This is a genomic window from Sphingobacterium sp. UBA6320 (assembly GCF_002440335.1).
GTDB lineage: Bacteria > Bacteroidota > Bacteroidia > Sphingobacteriales > Sphingobacteriaceae > Sphingobacterium.
The window spans coordinates 182,081-203,088 of record NZ_DJTA01000014.1 but is presented as its reverse complement, the minus strand read 5'-3'; the positions used below and the strand labels follow the sequence as shown (position 1 = coordinate 203,088).

At 38.5% G+C, this 21,008-nt stretch carries 17 protein-coding genes and 1 other RNA gene; 5 read left to right on the top strand and 13 right to left on the bottom strand.

Annotated features, from left to right (window positions below; genetic code table 11):
- Positions 1–40 precede the first annotated feature (40 nt).
- Positions 41–1,519 (bottom strand): hypothetical protein, encoded by a 1,479-nt coding sequence (locus B3P23_RS09255; protein WP_293925477.1) that lies wholly within the window; start codon positions 1,517–1,519, stop codon positions 41–43.
- Between the two features lie 163 nt (positions 1,520–1,682).
- Between B3P23_RS09255 and ssrA the strand changes: the two genes are divergently transcribed.
- From ssrA to B3P23_RS09240, 3 genes are all read left to right on the top strand, one after another.
- Positions 1,683–2,050: a transfer-messenger RNA gene (gene ssrA, locus B3P23_RS09250) on the top strand.
- Positions 2,051–2,105: 55 nt separating this feature from the next.
- The gene (locus B3P23_RS09245) at positions 2,106–3,281 is read left to right on the top strand and encodes a tyrosine-type recombinase/integrase (protein WP_293925476.1); all 1,176 of its coding nucleotides are present in this window, start codon (positions 2,106–2,108) and stop codon (positions 3,279–3,281) included.
- Positions 3,282–3,342: 61 nt separating this feature from the next.
- Positions 3,343–3,543 (top strand): hypothetical protein, encoded by a 201-nt coding sequence (locus tag B3P23_RS09240; RefSeq protein WP_293925475.1) that lies wholly within the window; start codon positions 3,343–3,345, stop codon positions 3,541–3,543.
- A 16-nt stretch (positions 3,544–3,559) separates the two neighbouring features.
- Here the strand turns inward: B3P23_RS09240 and B3P23_RS09235 are convergent, their stop codons facing one another.
- The 3 genes from B3P23_RS09235 to B3P23_RS09225 form a co-directional block, all read right to left on the bottom strand.
- The gene (locus B3P23_RS09235; RefSeq protein WP_293925474.1) at positions 3,560–3,781 is read right to left on the bottom strand and encodes a hypothetical protein; all 222 of its coding nucleotides are present in this window, start codon (positions 3,779–3,781) and stop codon (positions 3,560–3,562) included.
- A 65-nt stretch (positions 3,782–3,846) separates the two neighbouring features.
- Positions 3,847–4,077, bottom strand: a complete 231-nt coding sequence (locus B3P23_RS09230; RefSeq protein WP_293925473.1) for a hypothetical protein — start codon at positions 4,075–4,077, stop codon at positions 3,847–3,849.
- A gap of 3 nt (positions 4,078–4,080) precedes the next feature.
- The gene (locus B3P23_RS09225; protein WP_293925472.1) at positions 4,081–4,536 is read right to left on the bottom strand and encodes a hypothetical protein; all 456 of its coding nucleotides are present in this window, start codon (positions 4,534–4,536) and stop codon (positions 4,081–4,083) included.
- A 72-nt stretch (positions 4,537–4,608) separates the two neighbouring features.
- Between B3P23_RS09225 and B3P23_RS09220 the strand changes: the two genes are divergently transcribed.
- A complete protein-coding gene (locus tag B3P23_RS09220) occupies positions 4,609–5,298 on the top strand; it encodes an SOS response-associated peptidase (RefSeq protein WP_293925471.1) in 690 nt (229 codons plus the stop codon).
- Here B3P23_RS09220 and B3P23_RS09215 read toward each other — a convergent pair.
- Positions 5,291–5,488: a hypothetical protein gene (locus B3P23_RS09215; RefSeq protein ID WP_293925470.1), complete on the bottom strand. Its 198-nt coding sequence runs from the start codon at positions 5,486–5,488 to the stop codon at positions 5,291–5,293. The two genes, B3P23_RS09220 and B3P23_RS09215, sit on opposite strands and share 8 nt — an antisense overlap.
- Before the next feature lie 37 nt (positions 5,489–5,525).
- Here B3P23_RS09215 and B3P23_RS09210 point away from each other — a divergent pair, with 37 nt between their 5' ends.
- On the top strand, positions 5,526–5,747 hold the full coding sequence (locus B3P23_RS09210) for a hypothetical protein (RefSeq protein WP_293925469.1): 222 nt from the start codon (positions 5,526–5,528) through the stop codon (positions 5,745–5,747).
- A gap of 76 nt (positions 5,748–5,823) precedes the next feature.
- Here the strand turns inward: B3P23_RS09210 and B3P23_RS09205 are convergent, their stop codons facing one another.
- From B3P23_RS09205 to B3P23_RS09170, 8 genes are all read right to left on the bottom strand, one after another.
- Positions 5,824–6,444 (bottom strand): hypothetical protein, encoded by a 621-nt coding sequence (locus tag B3P23_RS09205; protein ID WP_293925468.1) that lies wholly within the window; start codon positions 6,442–6,444, stop codon positions 5,824–5,826.
- Between the two features lie 144 nt (positions 6,445–6,588).
- Positions 6,589–6,909 (bottom strand): hypothetical protein, encoded by a 321-nt coding sequence (locus B3P23_RS09200; RefSeq protein ID WP_281047459.1) that lies wholly within the window; start codon positions 6,907–6,909, stop codon positions 6,589–6,591.
- An 11-nt stretch (positions 6,910–6,920) separates the two neighbouring features.
- Positions 6,921–7,373: a lysozyme gene (locus B3P23_RS09195; protein ID WP_293925467.1), complete on the bottom strand. Its 453-nt coding sequence runs from the start codon at positions 7,371–7,373 to the stop codon at positions 6,921–6,923.
- Positions 7,374–7,411: 38 nt separating this feature from the next.
- Positions 7,412–7,702 (bottom strand): hypothetical protein, encoded by a 291-nt coding sequence (locus B3P23_RS09190; RefSeq protein ID WP_281047461.1) that lies wholly within the window; start codon positions 7,700–7,702, stop codon positions 7,412–7,414.
- A gap of 4 nt (positions 7,703–7,706) precedes the next feature.
- The gene (locus B3P23_RS09185; RefSeq protein WP_293925466.1) at positions 7,707–7,979 is read right to left on the bottom strand and encodes a hypothetical protein; all 273 of its coding nucleotides are present in this window, start codon (positions 7,977–7,979) and stop codon (positions 7,707–7,709) included.
- Positions 7,980–7,992: 13 nt separating this feature from the next.
- Positions 7,993–16,182: a hypothetical protein gene (locus tag B3P23_RS09180; RefSeq protein ID WP_293925465.1), complete on the bottom strand. Its 8,190-nt coding sequence runs from the start codon at positions 16,180–16,182 to the stop codon at positions 7,993–7,995.
- A 2-nt stretch (positions 16,183–16,184) separates the two neighbouring features.
- On the bottom strand, positions 16,185–16,604 hold the full coding sequence (locus tag B3P23_RS09175) for a hypothetical protein (RefSeq protein ID WP_293925464.1): 420 nt from the start codon (positions 16,602–16,604) through the stop codon (positions 16,185–16,187).
- A 1-nt stretch (position 16,605) separates the two neighbouring features.
- Positions 16,606–20,967 carry a tape measure protein gene (locus B3P23_RS09170; RefSeq protein ID WP_293925463.1) on the bottom strand — a complete coding sequence of 1,454 codons (4,362 nt, stop codon included), beginning with the start codon at positions 20,965–20,967 and terminating at the stop codon, positions 16,606–16,608.
- Positions 20,968–21,008: the final 41 nt, after the last annotated feature.

The following is a 21,008-nucleotide window of genomic DNA, read 5'->3' as shown; positions in this document are numbered from 1 at the left end:
AAAACATTCCTTTTTTTTATTGTATTCGTAAAAGCAGATGCTATTTTGAATTGATATCTTTTTCTTCCGTCTGCGTTATTTTAGCAGCAGCATCCTTATCTGGAGTTGCCACTTTCTTAGTACTATCTTGAGCCAAACTTGGATGAGGAGCTGGAGCTGCTTTCGATTCTGTAGTCGATTTTGTTTCCCCTTTTGTGTCGTCTGATTTTGTTAAATCAGTCGTTAATTTTGATGGAACAACAGTTTTCGGAGCTTCGGCGGTCTTTGGTGCTGCTTTCTCAGGAGAAGGTTTAGCCGCAGGCTTTGATGCTGTTGTTATAGGCTTACTTGCAGTGACAGGTTTCGGAGCTTCAGCTGCCTTTGGCGCTGCCTTCGCAGGAGCAGGTTTAGCTGCAGGCTTTGATGCCGTTGTTGCAGGCTTACTTGCAGTGACAGGTTTCGGAGCTTCAGCTGCCTTTGGCGCTGCCTTCGCAGGAGCAGTTTTAGCCGCAGGCTTTGATGCCGTTGTTGCAGGCTTACTTGCAGCAACAGGTTTAGGAGCTTCAGCTGCCTTTGGCGCTGCCTTAGCAGGAGCAGGTTTAGCTGCAGGCTTTGATGCCGTTGTTGCAGGCTTACTTGCCACTACGGGTTTAGGAGCTTCAGCTGCCTTTGATGCTGCCTTCGCAGGAGCAGGTTTAGCTGCAGGCTTACTTGCCACTACGGGTTTGGGAGCTTCAGCAGCCTTTGATGCTGCCTTCGCAGGAGCAGGTTTAGCTGCAGGCTTACTTGCCACTACGGGTTTGGGAGCTTCAGCTGCCTTTGGTGCTACCTTCGCAGGAGCAGGTTTAGCCGCAGGCTTTGATGCCGTTGTTGCAGGCTTACTTACCGAGACAGGTTCTGAAGTCTCTTCCGCAGTTGTAGATCCTGGCAAAAGTTGTGGGTTATCAGCAGCTTCAGCAGCAGCCTGTGCAGAATCAGGTTTACTATCAGAGGCTTGCTTTTTCTTGTTTGATTTTTTTAATTTACCAGCAGGCTTAATTTCAGCATTCACCTTTTTTTCAGAGACGGATTTAATTTTATTACTTTTATCAGTAGATGCAGCAGGTATTGTTCCTGATTTTTTCTTCTTTTTATTTTTCAGAGAATCATCACTTTTTGAAGCTATTTTATTATCAGCTGCAGTTCCCGAAAGCTGACCATCTTTTGATTTCTTATTTTTAGGCTTGTCTTTTACTTTTTTATCTTTATTTGAACTAGTCCGTTGAATCGTTTCATCTACATGAAAAAAGGGCAATTTTTCCTGTATATCTGAAAGCGTTTCTTTCACTTTCTTATTCAGTTTTTTATAAGCCTTCATTAACTTAGAATCCTCATTTGAAATCTCTTTTTTAGACGCTTTCTTTAATTTTCGAGGCTTTTTCGATTTTTCCGCAACTATATGAGCTTTGGTAATTTCATCAGCAGGTTTCTTTTTAGCAACTGGCGTTGACAAATTTTTACTGATCTTTTTCGATTTTTTGGGTTTTATTTCTTTAGCCATGTAGATTTATTTTTTGATTCAATGAATATTTCATCTTTATAACAATTCTGATTAACAATTGTTTGTAGATCAATAAATGTAAGTTAGTAAATATATTGCATTCCACCCTTGTATATTACTTCATTATTGGAATAATATTTGTATTTTTGTGTCCTACATAATTGGGGTCGACCGGAATTGACAGGATGGAGACGGTTATGTAAGCATGCAGTGCGTTGTTAGTAGAGCACTTTAATCGGAACTTTCACAATTACAACTGGCGAAGAAAACTACGCCTTAGCTGCTTAAGTTAGACTTAACATAGCTATTTGTCCCGTTAGATCCTGTTCTTTGGTTTAACATCAGGGGCATCGAACAATAGAACTGGCAGGTGTGATTTTGCTAATCACTTGTAAGACTCAGCAAATACGGCGTACGGTATAGGTCAGCAACTCACCTTCCCTCGCCCGACAATTAAAGAGAAGCTAAGCATGTAGAAAGCGTATACAGTACCATGACTGGACGAGAGTTCGAATCTCTCCGGCTCCACAAAAAAAACCCTGATAATCAGCTTGTTGGAAAGCATCCCGACAAATTACGGACAATTATGCCGACTTACAAGCTGATTAATTCTTACGACGCAGGGGGAGACATGGACAAAGAATGGTACGTTTCATATCACTACTTAATCCCCGAAAAGTTTAGAAAACCAAATGGAAATCTTTACAAAAGATTTAGAGTTTTCAATACAATCAATTCTATACATTCGAAAGTCGAACGCAGAAAACAACTGTTAGTTGTAAAGTCTGCAATGCAAGATTTGCTTCAATCAGGTTTTAACCCTTTTGAACAATACAGCTATTCTAATAACTCCAACGCAAATAAATACAATGTGTGTAGATGTATTGATGAATACTTAGAATTTGCCAAAACAACGCTTAAAAAAAATTCCTATAGTGTATATGAAGATAGGCTTCATCTTTTCAAATCGTTCCTAATAGACAATGAAATCGATTATAAAAGGATTGATCAAATTACAAAAGATAACATTTTTGATTTTGTTACCCTTTATAAAGCCAATAGAGGTTGGGCAAATAAAACGTTTAATTTGTATTTACAGGCCATACATTCATTTTTAGAATTCTACATTGATAACAAAGAAAACTACTTAAATGTCAATGTATGTGCGAAAATTAAACGACTAGGAGTACAAAAAAAGGGAAACTTACCATTTAACAATGCTATTTTCAAAGACCTTCTTGATTATTTAAAAAATAACGATTCATATTTATATCAATTCTGTAGACTTATCTACTATAGTTGCATGCGCCCAGATGCGGAGCTGCGGTTATTAAAAATTGGTCATATAGATTTGTTTCGACGTGTTATTCAAGTACCATCAGATAATTCAAAGAAAAATAAAACGCAATATATTCCAATTGATGATGAACTGATGAATATTTTGCTTGATATGAATCTTGATCGGTTCAGTAGCACAGATTATGTTTTTACTTTAAATGAGATACCAGGACCCCTTCCAGTTTATGAAAGCTATTTTAGAAAGAGATATTTAAAAGTAAAAAATGCTCTAGGAATAAATAACGGAGAAACCTTATATTCATTCAAGCACACCAGGTGTATACATCTTGTACAGGATGGTGAAAAGCTTCACAATATTATAAAAATTACACGACACAAAACACTTGCTGAGCTGATGGACTATTTAAAAGATATGGGCGTGGTAATGGGTGACGAAGTTAAGTTTAAAAGTAGAAGTATTTAAAAAGTACATTGGTACGGTAACCCGTAAATAATCCAAATTTTAAATAACTAAATTTAAATCAATGAAAATCACATTACCAACCGCCGAAGTAGGCAAGGCTATTATGGAAGCTTCTAAGGACAGCATGGTTGTCAAAGGAATCTTCATCGCTTATGATGTCGATATTAAGGGGAATAGGTTAACACTAACTGCAAAGGATGGTTATACTGAAAGCGCTGAGGATGCCTTTTTGCTAGCTTGGTACGTAAAGGAATATATTTAAAGAGTAGGTTTATAGCCTACTCTTTCAGTTCCATTTTTTCCAAAGCGTCAGTACGTTCCAGTAGAATGCCTAAGTCATCATAAAATTCTTCGCCTCTTTGATCGGAAATCTTTATGTAAAATCTTTCACCATTTGAACTTAAGAAAGTGTTTAAAACTACTTTTTCTCCATTTTCTTCAAGCGCTTGGCTTAGTATTAAGTCAAGTAAATAGGATTTTCCATTGTGATTGTATATCATAATTTATAATTTTTGATTGAATACAAATATAAGTACTTCATTTAGTAGATTTATTTACCCCTTCCCTAGTACAAAACACTACCCTTCAACTCTTCCTCATTAAGCTCAAGCAAATCATCTATAACGGCACAAGCAAGGTCACCGTCAAGCGATTCCAGATATCCCCATAGATCAGCTTTAAATTCAGGAACAAATTTTGGATCTTCATCGTCATTTGTAGAATCGGTGACTAGAACATTGTAGCGGTCTTTCTTAAGCTCCTTAAGGACTGCGTGTGTAACTTTAACGTATTCCATAATTTATCTCTTTGGTATTTTAATATTTACCCATGTTTTATTTGGGCCTTTGATCAAATCTCGAGGCAGGATCCTGTTTAATATAAAATCTTCATCCTCGATCACGTACATATCTGGATCTTCCGAGTGATGGACATATATCATTAGAAATATTGTGTCAGGATCCGTTGAGCTAATGTCGGATTCCACAACCTTCACATCATTGCTCGCTAACCACCTTGCCAATTCCTCATTATCAAAGTGCCTGATGTATTTAATTTCATCATCGAATGTTTTTAGTTCAAGTTCAGTAAGATGAGGAAAGAAGCAGTTTAGATACGATTCGTAAACACTACGATCACCTGTACGCAGAGAATAATTCTTAACGATCAATCGATGTGGGTTATATTCAAAGTTGAAACCATCGGGATTTTCAACAAACCCGAAATGCTTATCGTATGCCAGGATACGAGTCTCCATATTTATTTTATCTTCATTCATAACATTTTGCACTAATAATTGTTATCATAATTCATTTAAAGGCGAATAATTATGTGTTATCATGTTTCTACCCCCGATATAACTTATTTAAAGAAAGCACGTCCAAGTAAGGAAGTCACCTTTGAAGGATCAGAAATTTACCATGTATCAGGTTTTGCACGTCCATTCCTTCCTGTAACATTAAACAACCAACAGGATAAGATTGTTTCCGCACGTTGGAAGTTGATACCTTTTTGGGTGAAAACCGAGGAAGATGCAAAAAAGTATGCGAACACTCTAAATGCTGATTCTGGTACCATTTTCGAAAAAGCCTCATATAAGAACTACATCATGAAAAATCGGGGCCTACTATACGTCAATGGTTTTTACGAGCCTCACAAAGTATCTGGACAAAAAGAAACCGAAAATTATTACATCTATACTCCTAGCAAAGAGATCTTCACATTAGGTATTGTATTCAGCGACTTCAAAGACTATGAGACTGGAGAAACTTATCCAACTTTCTCGATCATCACCACCGAGGCTAATCCCCTACTCGCTGAAATACACAATGAAAAGAAGCGTATGCCTCTAATCATTGCAGAGAAAGACGAAGATGCCTGGTTACACTCAACTAGCAAAGACGATATTATCAAACTAATGAAGCCTTACGACGGTGAACTAGGTAGTCATCAGGTCGTCCGCGTAACTGATCCCACATTGACCGATACCAATTACCCTGACATTCAAAAAGCTATTTAGCCAATTCTTTTTTAAGCTGTTCGATCTTTTCATCCCTAACGTCACTCAAGTTGACGAAGGCTTGATTTAGAATATGTAAACCTGATTCCATACCGAGATAATTGGCCGCTGTTAAAGCTGAATTATAGATATGCTCAATCGTACTGTCGGGCATTTTTCTATCTCGACGATTTTCAATTTCTGTTTTCATAGATCAAAATTAGATATATTTTACTAATTTCGTACTAATGTTAGCGCTAAAAATTATAGTAAATGAAAAAGAGGTATTAATACCTTACACCGTTGAGAGAAAGTACGGCTTAGTGAACTATATCATTAAAGGAAAAAACGCAGCTTTATACTACTTTAGAAAATACGATGGCGGAGAATTTCATCTTGCATATGGTAATATGAAGGAAGATCTATCGAATGCAGTAATTGAAGCGATTAAAGAAATTCATCGTGAATAAAATAAAACAGCTTCGAGCGGGCGCCCAAAGCTGTTTAGCCATTTATTATAACCTATCTATAGTATTACTAATATAATTATTTCCTTCTTAAATACCAAATAATACCAATTACAAAAATGAGTCCAGCCAATGCAAACCAAATAAAGCTAGATCCTTTTGGTTCAGACTTTTTATCTTCTACTCTAACATTTTCTTTTTGTCGATGTTCCTGAGACATAGCAACCTGCTTGTTTTGCTCAGAACTTCCAGACTTCTCTTTTTCCTCCTTGCTATCCTTGAGTTCGGTTGTTGTGGATTTGCTTTTAGTCGTTGTAGTCTCTCCAGGAGATTCCGATTTTGCTGTCAACTGATTGCTGAGCGTATCTAATAATACCGATATTTTAAAACCTGCAGAATCAGTTATAAGGATTTCAAGGCCAGTTTTTAGTTTATCCAGTCCAACAGATCCTTTAACAACACCACCTTTTTTTTCTATTGTGGTGGTAGTTTCCGTTTCGGTGATAATAACTCCTTTGTCAACTTTAATAGAGCGCTCCAAGCTGTCTTTTTTTACATGCTCGATCAATGTGCTATCCTTACGGCTAACTACCTCTAAAGTAGTTTTAACCTTATGTTTCTCTGACTTTTTGAATATCGAACATGAGGCAAAGGTGATCACTATGACCACCAATGCTAAGATCTTATTGAAGCTTACCATGCTTTAAAATACTATCAAGCTCCATTACAGATTGCTTTAAATTATCCAGGCTATAGATCAGATCCTTTGGTCTTTCCTGCTTAATCTTATTAGATGATACCAATGTGACTGTCATCATTAATATCAATATTAACCCTAATCTTTTCATTTGATAACCTCCCTGATTATTTGTTTGATTTGACTTGTGGTAGTATCCACTTGCTCTTTCATGGGCGCAGTTTGTTTTGTTACTTCCTTCTTAACTGCACTTGGCAATTGATTACGAAGTTCATTTTCCACCTTGACACTGGTTTCTCTCATTAAAGAGATGTTTTCATTCTTTGCTTGCACATACAGGTATATGAAAACAAATAAAAGCACTGTCAACACTGAGCATAGGAATGCCAATGGATTTTCCTTTATCCATCGCGTAAACTTTCCCATACCATCTATTTTTCTGTCAATAAAGTCCGTATTCTCTGCCATATAACCGCGTGCTATTTTGTAAAATATAAATCTGCCTCTGCCTTTCTCCTGCGTACTAATCCAGAAAACACCTTTCCTCCTGCTTTGTCCCACTTCATAAACTCGTCCTTAATAGTCGGATCATTGGGATTAACATTAACTTTTTTCAATAGGGTTGATTTACCTACGTTAGTCGCTCCAAGATTGTAGGTAAACGATACCAGTGCATCAAATTGATTTTGATTGAGAGGCTTTTTTACAAGTCGCTTTACATCATTTTCGTAGTTAGTCAAGATATCCTTTAGCATCAATTCCCCTTGAGGCATAGTGATCTGATTATCTAACATTGTCACTTTCTTTCGACTGGGAAGATAATAAGTGAACCCATACCCTATTGTAGGGATCCCTATTGGATCGAGGTATGGTTTACTAAACCACCCCTCGAAGCTTTTTATAAGGTCTAAACCTCTTTGTCCTGTTTTCATGTTCAGTTTTTGTTGTTGCCCCCGAAGGGGCAATCTTGTTACTCCAACTCGCTGCTTTTTATGGTTTTTAGCTCAATTGCCAAAGCATTTGCAAGCCCCGCATCATATGCATCTGGAGTTGAGAAACCAACGTTAATGGCCCCATTTTCAGATAAACTTGCAGTTACATTTATTCCGACTGCATCCTTACTCCCATATACGTTTACAGACTTTATTAATAAACCATTCATTTGAATATTGAAATTCAAATTCCACCCGTTAAAAACTGCTTTACTTGTTTCCTGGGTAACGGTAGAAACTACCTCTCTTGTGATTGTGCTTGATGCCATTTTTCTATTTGTTAATTATTTCCTTAATTGCTTGTACCACTCGATATTTATAAAGCTGTGGCAAAATCTGTAAAAGTTCAGACTCGACGATATCATTAATCTCTGCTTTTCCTTCTTTGTGAATTTTGCGAGCAAAATCATCCATATCTATTGATTGAGCATTCACAAAAAGTGCGTTAGCAAATTCTTTGGTGTCAAAGTTTATTTTTACATTATTACCTTCTAAATCTGTGTACGAAACCTCCTTGAGGCTCAATACTTTATTATTTGTTTTCATATAACTATATCAGTTATAGTTGCCTATTTCTTCCAATCATTAAAAATTGCACCACATCTGGAATAGTGTAAACTTCATTTGACGATGATGTTCCGCTTCTGGAGCCTACAACTAAAATCTCAAACGAGTTAGCGCTTTTGTCTATCAATTTTATCGTAGCAATATTGGGGTTGTTCATGTATATACCTAAGGTTGGTGAAGCTATTGTATAATGAACGATATAATCAGTATGACCTAAATTGTGAGTTATGACGTGTTTTCTATTAGCAGATGTACTTCCTGCTGAACTATAGTTGGCAGTAATAGAAGAAACATTCCACACATCAGTGACTCCATTGTATTGATTAATGGTAATCGCTAATAAGACACCTGGAGCATTCCAAAATTCACCTGACCTTTGATGAAATTGGTGTCCTCCGTGAGAAGTGATCGCGAACCTACCCCCTGCATTGGCAATAATATCAAGTCCTATTGCTTCTGATGCATATGTTTGAATGCTCATGCCTCTCCTTTGCGCCTGATCTGTTCGAATTGATATTAAGGGTGAACTAATTGAGCTATTGATCTCGACATGTGATCCGCCTAATAAGGCTGAAAAAATAAGAGATGTGTCAGGAGCTGCGCTACTAAGTTTATTTCCTTGAATGTCGAACCCGCCAACTTTACTATTTCCTGTTACATTTAAATTTGTTGCAGTAATAGTTCCTGTAGCTGTAATGTTTTGTGCAAAGATTTCGCTGACATTCAATAAAGTAGTTTTCACATATCCACCATCTATAATAGTTGTATCAAGTTTAGAAATGTCAACTTTATCTTGGAATGCCATACCCTTGAGTGCCGCCTGAAGAGTTGTCAAAACAAGCGCAGTTTCAGATGTAGAGGATAGCGCACTGTTAGCAGTAATGGTTGCATTCTGAGCTGCAATATTGGCGTTATCAGACATTATATTAGCTGACGAAGCAGTTGCATTTGCCGAGTCGGCTGTATTTTTTGCGTTGTTTGCTGTTAAAAATGCTGTATCGGCTGTATTTTTTGCCCCTTCAGCGCTTACTAAAGCATTATTCGCTGCTCCACTAGCAATATTGGCCACACTCTGAGCGTTCGACGCGTATCCATTAGCTGTATAAGCTAAAGTGTCGATATCGGATATGTACTGTTGGGCATTTGCATCTAAGGATGAAAAAGTTACTTTTCCTGCAAGACTTAATGATTTTCCTGCAATAGATATTCCTCCGGACGTTATTTCGAAAGACGATGCTATTTCTTGTTTTGTTGTATAATTATTAACAGCATCCGTAATGTCGTAAACACCCACAAAAGCTATGCGAACACTTACTGAGTTACCTCCAGCAAAGGCAAAAAGATTGGTATTGCCAAATGAGCCTGTATTTCCACATTCAACATAACTTATATATTCAATAAAATTATTGACGCCCTTGCCCGCTGTAGGTGTAAGCCAACGTTGTTTACCCTCATCTCCAAATGAATTAGAATGAAAATTAATATTTCTTCCTTCTTCGAAAGCTAGAATCATTCTCACTAAAAATTTTGCTTTTGCACGAGATACTGTATTACAATGAAAACCACCCCATCCCGGTGAAGTGGGTCTGTCGCCATTTTGAGCATAGTAAAGTCCATATCCCGACGTGGTAGGAAATGTTTCATAAAAACTTGACACAGGAAGTCTTCCCCAGTTGGCAGCACCTGTACCTTCGTTGTTGTAAATATCTAACCCGTTCATACCATCTTTAAAGGTAGGGTCTGGATTAAGAGGTTTACCACTAGACCATAAATTAGCTAGCACTGTATCATTAACAATATTTTCAGTCTGCTGTCTTACGACTGCCCTTATCGAGTCATCTTGTAATTTTAATTCAGCAACAGCAATGCGAGTTGTAACAACATCTATTTCACCTTGAACATCTTCGGGTGCTGGTGTCCAATCTGTTGCTTTGTTTCCTTTTTCAACCTTAATATCTTTAAAAAAGAAATAATGCCATGAAAAATTACTAAAATCAACGAAATTATATATAGTGCTGTAATTTGTAACATTAACAGTGTGTTCAAAAAATTTCCATTCATTAATATTATTGCTATAAATTTTTATTAGACCTACATCACAAATATCGATTTCACAACTAATCTCTTGACCTTGATCTCCTCGAATATATCCTGAAACAGTCCACTCTCCATTTGAAGAGATGATATCTGTGATTCGCAAGTTGCTTCCTGAGTTAGAAGATCCTGTTACGATAAATCCATTTGGACTACTTCCTGTATTTTTAGCTACACCATTTACTAGATATGGAGAAAGAGTTGTTCTATTATTGCTATTTGAATAATAATTTCTTCCTCCTAATGTTATATTATCAATCTTACTAGTAATAGAAAGATTGATTTCATCTTTTGTTTGGGTAATCTGTGAATTGGCATAAGCGACAGCGTCATTGTATGCTCCATTTGCTTTACTTTGCGCACCGGCAATAGTTTCTTTTTCAATCCATGCACTCCAACTATCTGTTTTGCCGGATCTAGTATAGGTATTTCCTGCTTGACTAGCCTCTTGCACTACACTTCCTCCACTCGCATCTCCCCATGGAACATTAGTGACTAACTGCACATAATCTTCTCCAGCATATGGCAGCCCAATTATATTTCTATCTTTGAATTCTCGAACTGTTTTATGCCCATAGTTTGCATAATACCAACTAGGAGGATTATTGTTATATCTAGTATCCTTTATAGTAATACCATTATTTATGCTAGTATCAATTTGCCCAGATACGATAGAATTAATTGCCTCAGGAGTAATTTTTAATTCAGCACTTGAAAGACGATTACTTATATTATCTACAATTGTTTTATCCGCTTTGAGGGAAATAGCATTATTTGATATGATAATCTGATTGTCCGTATATGTGTTTGAAGCTGAAATAGCATTATTAGACTTTATTGTTGCATCCTGACTTGCAGCATTTATGGCATTTGCCTGAGCAATATTTGCTTTTGCGGCTGCATCGGCAATAGCTCTAGCTTCCTCCGCATCTACTACGCCATCAGCATACGCTTTGGCTTCAATTTTCGACAAAGCATCTTGAGCCGCTGCGTAATCCTTTGCCGCCTGTAAGTTAGCTTGAGATTGTGCAATTCGAGCGGATTCCTCCGCCGTGACTTTGCCATCTGCATAAGCATCGGTTTGAGCCTTCAATAGCGCATCTTGAGCGTCGGCATAACCTTTGGCGGCATTGGCTTTGGCGGTTGCATCATTGATCGACCGTTGTTCAGCAGCATCGACTTTACCGTCTGCGTACGCTTTAGTTTGAGTCTCTTTTAACTGATCTTGACTATCGACATAAGCTTTGCGAGCGTTGTCAGTCTCAACAATCTGCTGTTGCAAGTCCTCAGGTGCTAACTTCCAATCAGTGGCTTTGTTGCCTTTTTCGACTTGAATATTCTTGAATTGGAAATAGTGCCATGAAAACTGGCCAAAATCGACATAGTGATAATCTTCTTTCGTATAATTAGTCACTTCTACGGTGTGTTCAAAATACGTCCATTCATTGCTCGCTGGAGCTGAAAATCCTTTAAGCCCTTGATCACAGATATCAATATTGAAGGTGACTTCTTCAGACTGGGTACCTCTGACATAGCCCGATACTGTCCATTGACCATTAGCATTGATCACACCAACAAGACGAACATTACCTGTTCTGGTCTGTTCACCAGTGACCATAAATCCATTTGAAACTGCATTTTTCACTAAATTAATCACCAAATAAGGTGTGAGACTCGTGAAGTAATTAGAATAATAATTCCGACCACCAATACTCAATGCATTCAATGCTGTACTGATTGCCACATTTGATGCAGAAATGGCATTGGCTTGTGCCTGCGATGCCTGAGCATCTGCATGTATTTTGGCTTCATTAAGTTTAGCTGTTGCATCCTGACTTGCAGTGGCTGCAACCTGGCTCACTTGAGTTATAACTTCTGTCTTTGTAGCCCGTAAAGAAATTTCATCTTTAGTTTGTGAAATTGATGTTTCTGAATTTAAAATTCGCGATGTAATAGATTTAACTTCATTTACGAAAGTTAAAAGCGGCACATCGCCTGAATAAGATCCTGCTTCCCAATGATAACCATTTCGATATATGTTTATTTCAACTGAATTTGATCCAAAAACTGAAATATCCCATATTGAACCTCCCCTTAGATAAATAAATTCTTGACTTAGTTCGGTAACTTGACCTATAGAACCAAATGTAGCTTCAGCATATCTTTGTTGTGCTATTAATATTTCTCTATCATCTTGTCTTGCGCCCCATCCAGATCCTATTGTGGTCCACTCTACATGTGCCGAAAATCCTGCAGGATGAAAGGAATAAATTGGTTTTCCATATGAAACATCCAACATCCGATCTATCATTATCTTGTAGCGATCATTGGATGATAAGCTGATAATGAGTGGATAATATGTGTTTTCATCTAAGCCAAGAGTACTAACTTGTTTTCTTGTAGCTGGAACAGCAGCGCTAACAATACTTTCTGTTTGAGATTTTACGGTTTGTTGAATCGCCTCAGGAGTAATTTTTAATTCAGCAACGCTTAAACGCGTTACCGTATTATCTATACGGTCATTAACGACATTAACTTGTGTATCAACATCACTTTTAACCGCACGAAGAGATATAGCACTGCTGTTCTGCTGAATTGCAGTTTCTGCGTTGCTGACTCGCCCCCAAAGACCGCTAACAGTATTGTTGAGATCTGAAAATTCCTGTTTTGTTGCGCGTAATTCTATCGAAGAAGCGTTTTGCGAAATTAAACTCCCCTGCTGGCTGACCGTTTGTCCCAAAACATTGAAATCTGTTTTATTGACCTTGCCCTCGATCTTTCCGTCCATTACGACAAAAGACTGTGCTGTTTCTGTCCTGAGGATATCAATCGAATTTGTAATATCCTCTGGAGCAGGTGTCCAATCAGTGGCTTTGTTGCCTTTTTCAACTTTTATTAATGCATCTGTTTTAAAGAAATCTGTAATTATTGAACTATCTTCTGGGTTTTTATAAAAATTTAAAGTTATGCCATTTGCATTGCCCGTATTTATTAAACCTGTTCCACCGATATAATTGGTGTAATTTTCAAATCCCAGATATTCACCATCTAGCCACAGCCCGATACCTAGTCCATAACTTATGTTTGTTTTTGATTTTATAAAAAAAATATAATCTGAATTTTTATCTACAGAAATGATATCTGCAACAGTGGCATAATGGTTATAATCTATTATCTGACCATTCGCTCCACTTCTTACACTTCCTGTCAAAACATTGGAAATCAACAGCAAATTTCGACCGCCGATCTTGACGGCATCAACAGCATTTTGAGCAAATTGATTGGCTGAGGAAATTGCTTCGTTTTTTGCCGCATTAGCTTTGTTACTAGCATCCTGACTTGCGGAGGCTATAGCATTCGCCTGTGACTGTGCCGCCTGTGCATCGGCATGGTTTTTTGCTTCTGAAAGTTTTGCCTGCGCATCTGCTATTGCCCGCGCCTCCTCAGCATCAACGATACCATCGGCATATGCCTTGGTTTCGACCTTTGCAAGATTGTCCTGTGCAGCTGCAAAGTCTTTGGCCGCATTAGCTTTTGCCGTAGCATCCTGACCAGCTACAACAACAGCGTTACTCTGTGCGTTATTAGCTTTTTCCTGCGCCCCGTCTTTCGTTTCCGCGTTGCCACCAGTGACATAAAAATTACCACGTAAATAAGCATTCTGAGCGTACAGCCCATAACCCGATAAGGCCCCAAAAACACTGTCCGTTATTCCATTGAGTTTTCCTAATCGAACCTTTGTCTTGCCCTCCAAGCTAGGCGAATCTATACCATCCAAAACATCCAGGTAAGGCGCGCCACTATCGGAGTTGGTCATGTATATCAATCCCTGACGACCAGCAACAGATGACCCGAATTGAAAAACGTTGTCGCCTGCTGAAGGAACTCCAGAGCCTGCTAAAAGTGGTTTTTCTATGTCAAAAATACTTTGAGATACTGCACGAATGCGGCCTACATAATATTTTATTCCTTTACCATCCCAAACTTGGCACCTAACAATATCGCCTGCATTGAAAGGAACAAAGAGTGTATTGTCATCGGTATTAATATAGCAGCTATAGTGGTCTTCTCTCTCGTGAACAACATAAATCTTTGCTACATTGGTTACCGCGAAGCTTCCACCTGTGCCTGTTATTTCCCGTATATTGAGTTGCACAACGTTCAAAGATTTTCGCACAGTCAAACTATCAACCTCTGCGCTTCCATCTGCAAAAAGCTTCCATCCCGAGCCTGTGGCTCCTGAAATAAAGGCAGGGGTTGATATAGATTGGTGGCGTACATTGTCATTGGTACGTACAGGTTGATCAATGTAGTCAGCAAACTGCTTGCCGTCCCATTTATCAGAATCGTACGCATAATCGGCAACTTTCGCACGGTCAGCTAATTTAGCATGATCCGATTCTTTTGCATGATCAGCATCTAAGGCATAATTTGCCAATGTAGCGCGGTCTGCTAGGGTTGCTTTATCTGCATGATCAGCATTGATAGCGCGGTCGGACAATGCTGCATGGTCGGCTTGGTCAGAGAAATTAGATCGGTTGGCCAAAATAGCACGGTCAGCATTGACAGCGTTCTGTGCCTGGCTAGCAAAGTTGGCTGTTGCCGCATTAGTTGCCGTATTGGCGTGACCTGCTAATGTCGCAAAGCCCGCACTTTCAGCGTAGGTGGATTTATTGCTCAAACCATCTGATGAAAGTCCTTTGGTCACCGCATTAGCAAGTCTGTCAGACTGGTTTCTTAACCGAACGAGATAGTTTATTGTTACGACATTTGATAAGGTAAAATCATACAAATATTCCTCCTCTAAATCACGCGTATATGAAGCTATTCGAATTGGTCCTGAAAAACCAATGTCACTCGCATTTAAGTTAACGATTCCGCCAAGGGTCAACTCGATGTTGTTCTCCATTATAAACTTTGGCGTGATCTTGCCCGACCATGTGTATTGCTCTGTTCCCTCTTCTGCAAAATATTGATCACCCAGTTCTTTGACACGGTTTTCAGCTGCTGTGACATAGCTCTGAGGCATATTGATGTTGAGGAATACAAAGCTATCCCCGACTGCAGGTTTTAGCATAGCATTAGGCACACCATCCGGATAAGCATTTTCATCCGTGATCGGATTGAACTTCACCTGCTTGGTCGCATTGTCAAAACCATCTTCGGATATCGTGAACTTAAAGCTATTCAGTAGACCGCTAGTAAATGCAATCTGGGCACTTGTACCGTCTGCCAGTAGATGATCGTTCAGATTAAAATCAATATCGGTGGAGCGGATCATATTATTAGCCTGTACGGATGTAACCTTAGCCTCTAAACGTGGATACACGTTTTCAAAGGTCATTACATCTTCTACAACTTCACTGCCTGCTGTGTAATTAGGGTTGACCATCGGATTACCCCCCGTTGGCTGTATCTGACGAAATCCATATCCATTAGGCAAATTCTGAGTACCGCCCTGAACTTTCATATGAGTTACAACCGGCTTATCTTTACGATCGCGACGTAGCTCATACAGCCCCTTGCCTTTTCCGTACTGAAAAGTTATTCCAGTTTGAATCTGCTTTCTGGTCAGATTAATCTGTTTTCCGACACACCAAAATTCGAGGTTAGTTTGATCGGCAACATCCTGTAGTACGGTGAGCAATTTTGCACCATTATATGCCCACTGGATGGTCTCTGTACGGTCTACCTGTCCTAATGTCCAACCGCTGCTCGTTCGATTCGCATTCTGTACCAGCAACCCAAGTATCACACTAGCCTCACCCATGATATGCACATCGGGTTCCGTTAAATTGTTGTTTTTATCAAGCGTATTAAGAATCCATTTACCGAGGTCATAATAGAGTGCTTCAAACTCTATGGTAAAGGTGTAGCCAATTTCATTATTTGTTTTTCCAATATTTTCTGGACGGTTAAGCTTATAGGTTTCCCCATATACTTTTATTGTATCACCTTTTTTGAAAATAATAGGAATAGGAGTTTTGATCGTAATTTCCACGCGATCCTCCTGCATAATCACCTTCGACTGCTTTCCTTGAGCCTTACCGCTCCAAACTACTGTATTTCCCCTGTTGATATGGTACATGCTTATATTGTAAAAATGTCTACCGGATAATCGTCAATTAATTCAAATGTGATACGTAGAGATCGGTTATTGATCTTTTCTACTGAAGTCACTTTATTATAGAAAACCTTCCATCTACGAGCCTTGTTGATATCATCAAAATTGAATTCCCCAGTTGTCATAAAGAAAGTAGCTAGAGCATTAAATTTTGTCTGAAGATCAGAAGGTGAACTTGTGATGATGACCCCGCTAACACTGTATGTTTTGGATTTAAATCTACGTGTGCCATGATACCTTTCAGTTCCGTTCTCATCTGCCCAGTCGATAGAAAGACCATTGTCTTTGAGTTCTGGAATAGTCATCAATTCGCTGTCGATACCCTTTATTATTGTTAAAGAGTATAATAATTCAGGATCTAACCCGTTAAACCTATATGTACTCATTTTAAAGACCAGCCCCCCTTCTTGCGGCATCAGAACTTGATACCTTATTGTTTATACTCACCAATGCATTTTCAATATTTTCCAACCTATCCGTATTACCTGCTGTTCGGTAGGTATTCACCTGAATAGCGTTCAGTATAACCAAATTGCTATTTGCAATCTCAAGCTGTTTGCTAAGGGTAAGACCATGAGACCGAACTTCAGCAAGTGTTTGAAGCTGTGCGATTCTAAATCCTCCGAACTCGGCTTCTAATCGCCCAGCAGTTGATTCGGTCACAGCTTGAATATCATTTTTTAAAGATCCTGTAGAACCTTTGTCCTTGTTGGACAAATCAACACCGGTAACTTTCTCGATATCTTCCCACTTCTTGGCGTACTCTTCACCGAGATTGATATATTTATCCTTTAACTTTTGGATCTGATCACCTGTAAGATTTCCTCCCTCCATCATTACAGCCAGCTCTTCATAAAATGGCTGCATAGCATCTTCCATGAACTTAGCCTGAAAACTAGATTTGATTGCATTTTGCATGATGCTCTCGAAACTATCTCCAAAGTCCTGAGCAGAACGCTTTCCATTAGCAAAGAGATCAGCTAAACCAGAAGCAAGCCCCGAAACAGAAGTTCCGGTTAAAAGCTCGTTAAGGCTTTTTTGTAAATCATCAACACTAAGACCAGCTTCTTCCAATTCTTCTTTTAAAGCTTTTAAAGCCTCGAAATCTTCCTTTGCTTTATCCTTTAATTTTCCTTGTGAATAAAGCTTTTCAAGTTCATTATAGTCAGATCCTCCAAGACTGGCCATGACATCCCAGGTCTTAGCCTTACGAAACCATGTGCCGTGCTGATAGCCTTTGCCATCTATAAAATCTTGCCCTTGGAGTGAAGAAAAAACTTTGTCATATGCTTTTTGCAACTCAGGAGATTGCTTTTTGATAGCCTCTAACTGTGCTATAATAGCGTTGTATGAGTTTTTACCACGTGATGCACTTTCACGCTCACGCTGACGTAATAAAGCCTGATAATCTCGCTCACCTTTCATTGCCTCGTCATAGAACTTTTTGTTCTCCTCGCGAGCTTGACGATTCATTTCTTTGGTCCTTCTACTGATAGAGATTATGGAACCCACAGCACCTACAACAGATTTGACAATCGCTTTGGGATCACCGGATGCGATTGCACCTGCGACATCCGCTGCAGCGCCAGCCAATTCTCCGATTGTACCTAAGAGATATCCAGCCTGTGTTTCTGATCCTCCTAAGGCTTGGGACATTTCACTAAATGATTGAGCCGCTACATTTCCCCAATCACTAACTTCTTGAAGGGCTTTGTTTCCTTCTAATTTTTTAAGGAACCCAAGAAATCCTCCACCAGATCCATCATTAGTTTCCTTCTTAAGCTTATTTATTTGATCAGTAATTTCATGAAGCTGATCATAAAGTTTTTTAAGTTCAGGATGTGCATCTAGCGCTTGATCTGTGATTTCAGTAATACCATTTAATGTATTGTATCCAGATAAGGCATTGGATATATCCTGTCTCTGTTTCTCAAGGTTGGCAATATTTGTTTTTACAGACCCAATACTTAGATTGATCTTTAAACCTTCCAGTTCCTTTTGTAACCTATCTTTTATATTAGGTGCTAGATCAGTTTTTAAAAGCTCTTCTACAGCTTTTATCTGTTCTTTTATTTCCTGACGTGTACGGATCAAAGCTTCCTTAGCCGCTTTTTTATAAAGATCAGATTTTAGGAAAAACTCTTCATTTTCACCTTTGATCTTTTCATCACGAAGCTTTTTGAGATTAGCTAATTCCTCCGCACTTGCTTTATTACCCAATGCTTTGATATTTTGTTGATATTCTTTTTCAATATCTTCAAGCCTTTGGGTATGAGTTTTGGCGGCGTTATAGGCTTCAGCATATTTTGCTTGCTCCACACTTTTTAATCTAGATTCTTCATCCTGCTGTAGTTTTGTAAGAGATGCTAATGCCTCTTTTTGAGCAGCGGTCATTGCTGTAGGATCAATTTCAAGTGCCTTTGACATTTGTTCCTCGATCAATTGTAAATAAGTCTTTGACAAATCCAATTCATTAGCAAATCTTTCCTTAGCTTTTTCTTCACCTACCTGTAATTTATAGGCTTCGAATTGATCGTATAAAGCCTTTTGCTGATTCAGATTATCAACTATATATTTAGTATCAATTTTGGTATTAGTCTCTTTTATTTCATTTGCTTCTGTAGCATTAATTGAGGAACCATCAATCTTTGTTTTATTTCTAGGATCGGCATTAAATTTCCTAATTTCTTCACGCAATGCCCTATATTTATCCCTTACTGATTCAACCTCCTGTTGATCTCTAGACAACTGCGATCGCAAATAAGACTCATTTGCTTTATCGATATCTAATTTTAAAGAATTGTATCGCTCCGCTTGTTGATAGGCACTGTTTTCTGCACTTGAATTACCTTTACCGCCAATTGAATACTGTTTTTCTATTGCAGCTAATTGCTCAAGCTTAGATTTATATTTTGCAATTTCTTTATCCCCTGGAGCTAAAGCCTCCATCTTTTCAGTCAAAGCTTTTTTTAATCCATCTAGATCAGCCTTGCTTTTAGCTGACGATAGAATAGAGCTAAAATTTTTTAACGGCTCGGCCAACCTATCAATAACAGTTTCTTGTCCAATATTTGAAGATGATTTACCGGTAATTATCTCTTCCCATTTATCATTGTATTCCTTCTTGAGGACGTCCATTGATTTATTAAGAGCTTCTTTTTCCTGATTAACAATCAGCTCACCCATCTTTCCGCTACTAAAAAGAGCTTGCCCCCATTCTTTAAACCCAACACCTTGAGAGGTAGGTATAAATGTATTTTTTATACTTCTTCCGAGCTTTGTCCAAATACCTACACCATCAGCTCCTTTTCTATTTAATTCATCAAGCTGACCAGCCATTTCATTAAACTCATCAAAAGCTTTTCGTGCTGAAACTGCTTGTTGAATTTTTATAATATATTGATCAATAGTTTTTGTAGCTTTTCCTACAGCAATATCTTCTTGAGAGAATGAAAGTAATATTCCGCCTGTTTGAGATTGTAATTTATCGTAAGCTGCTTTTTTCTGTTCTACTGACGCAGTGTGACTTTTAATCACAGTGATTAACTGCTCTAAACTTCTTTTTTCTGTATCAGCCTTTTTTGCACCTGCTTCGTGAGCTTCATTTAATTTTGATTGAGATAATGTGGCTGCATCAGTAACTTGTGTAAAACTATAAATTACCGCAGCAGAAGCAGAAATAAGTGCGGTAAAAGCAACGACAGGAGATGCTAACATAACAGCATTCAATATCCTCATTGCTGATGTTTTTGCCACGATTGCCCCATAATGCAACATTTCAGCAGCTGTCATTCCTACCGCACTTGCTGCGGTAATATTCTGCATGGCAACAGTGAGAACTAAAGCTGCCCTGTATGCTCCATATGTCACGATTAAAGCTGAGATTACCCCTAGTACAGTTTCGTAGTTCTCTACTACACTAGACGCCCCATCTATAATTAATGCAATTGTTCCTTCAGATTTTTCACCTAGCTTATTAAACATTTGATCAATCCCGTCACCCAATCGCTCCAATTGGCCTTGAATTGTATGAGACTGCGCCTCCATTAAACCACCAAACATAGATCCTGCTGCGGTCATATTCTGAAAAGCTTTCTGTACCTCTGCAAAACCTATTTTGCCAGCACTAGCTAAATCGTTGATCTGAGACTCTGAAACCTTAGCTCCTCCGCCGATCTCAGTCATTACTTTCGCTAGCTCTTTGTAAATTGGAATACCACGTCCAGCAAATTGACGAATATCCATCAAATATGCACGACCTTGAGTTCTTAGCGTTCCATATAGATATACCAAATCTCCGATGGGTTGAGATGTTCCGGCAGCAACATCACCAAGCATGCGTAATTCATCCTTAACACTTTCAGCGGAAGATCCATAAGCTAATAACTGTTTCGCCGCGTTCGCTGTCTCTTTCATTCCGAAAGGTGTTGTTGCAGCAAACTCGACAAGATCTTTAGTAAGTTGATCAGCTCTTTCCTTACTTTTTAACATCGTTGTAAAAGCGATGTCTAATTGTTGAAATTCGGACCGTATTTGAATAAGTTTCTGAACGAATCCTTGAGCAGCATTTAACGATAAAAAAGTAGTAGCAGCTTGAGCGGCCTTTTTAAACATCCCTTCAAGATCACCGCCTCTTCTAGCAGCGGTATCAGCAGTTTGTATAATTCTGCGCTCAATCCTATTTAAGGATTGCATCAGCTCCGAATCACGAATATAGGCGTCCCACTCAAGTCTATTTACTTCTGCCATTACAAAATCTTATTTAAGAAATCTTCTTCTTCGTCTTTAGT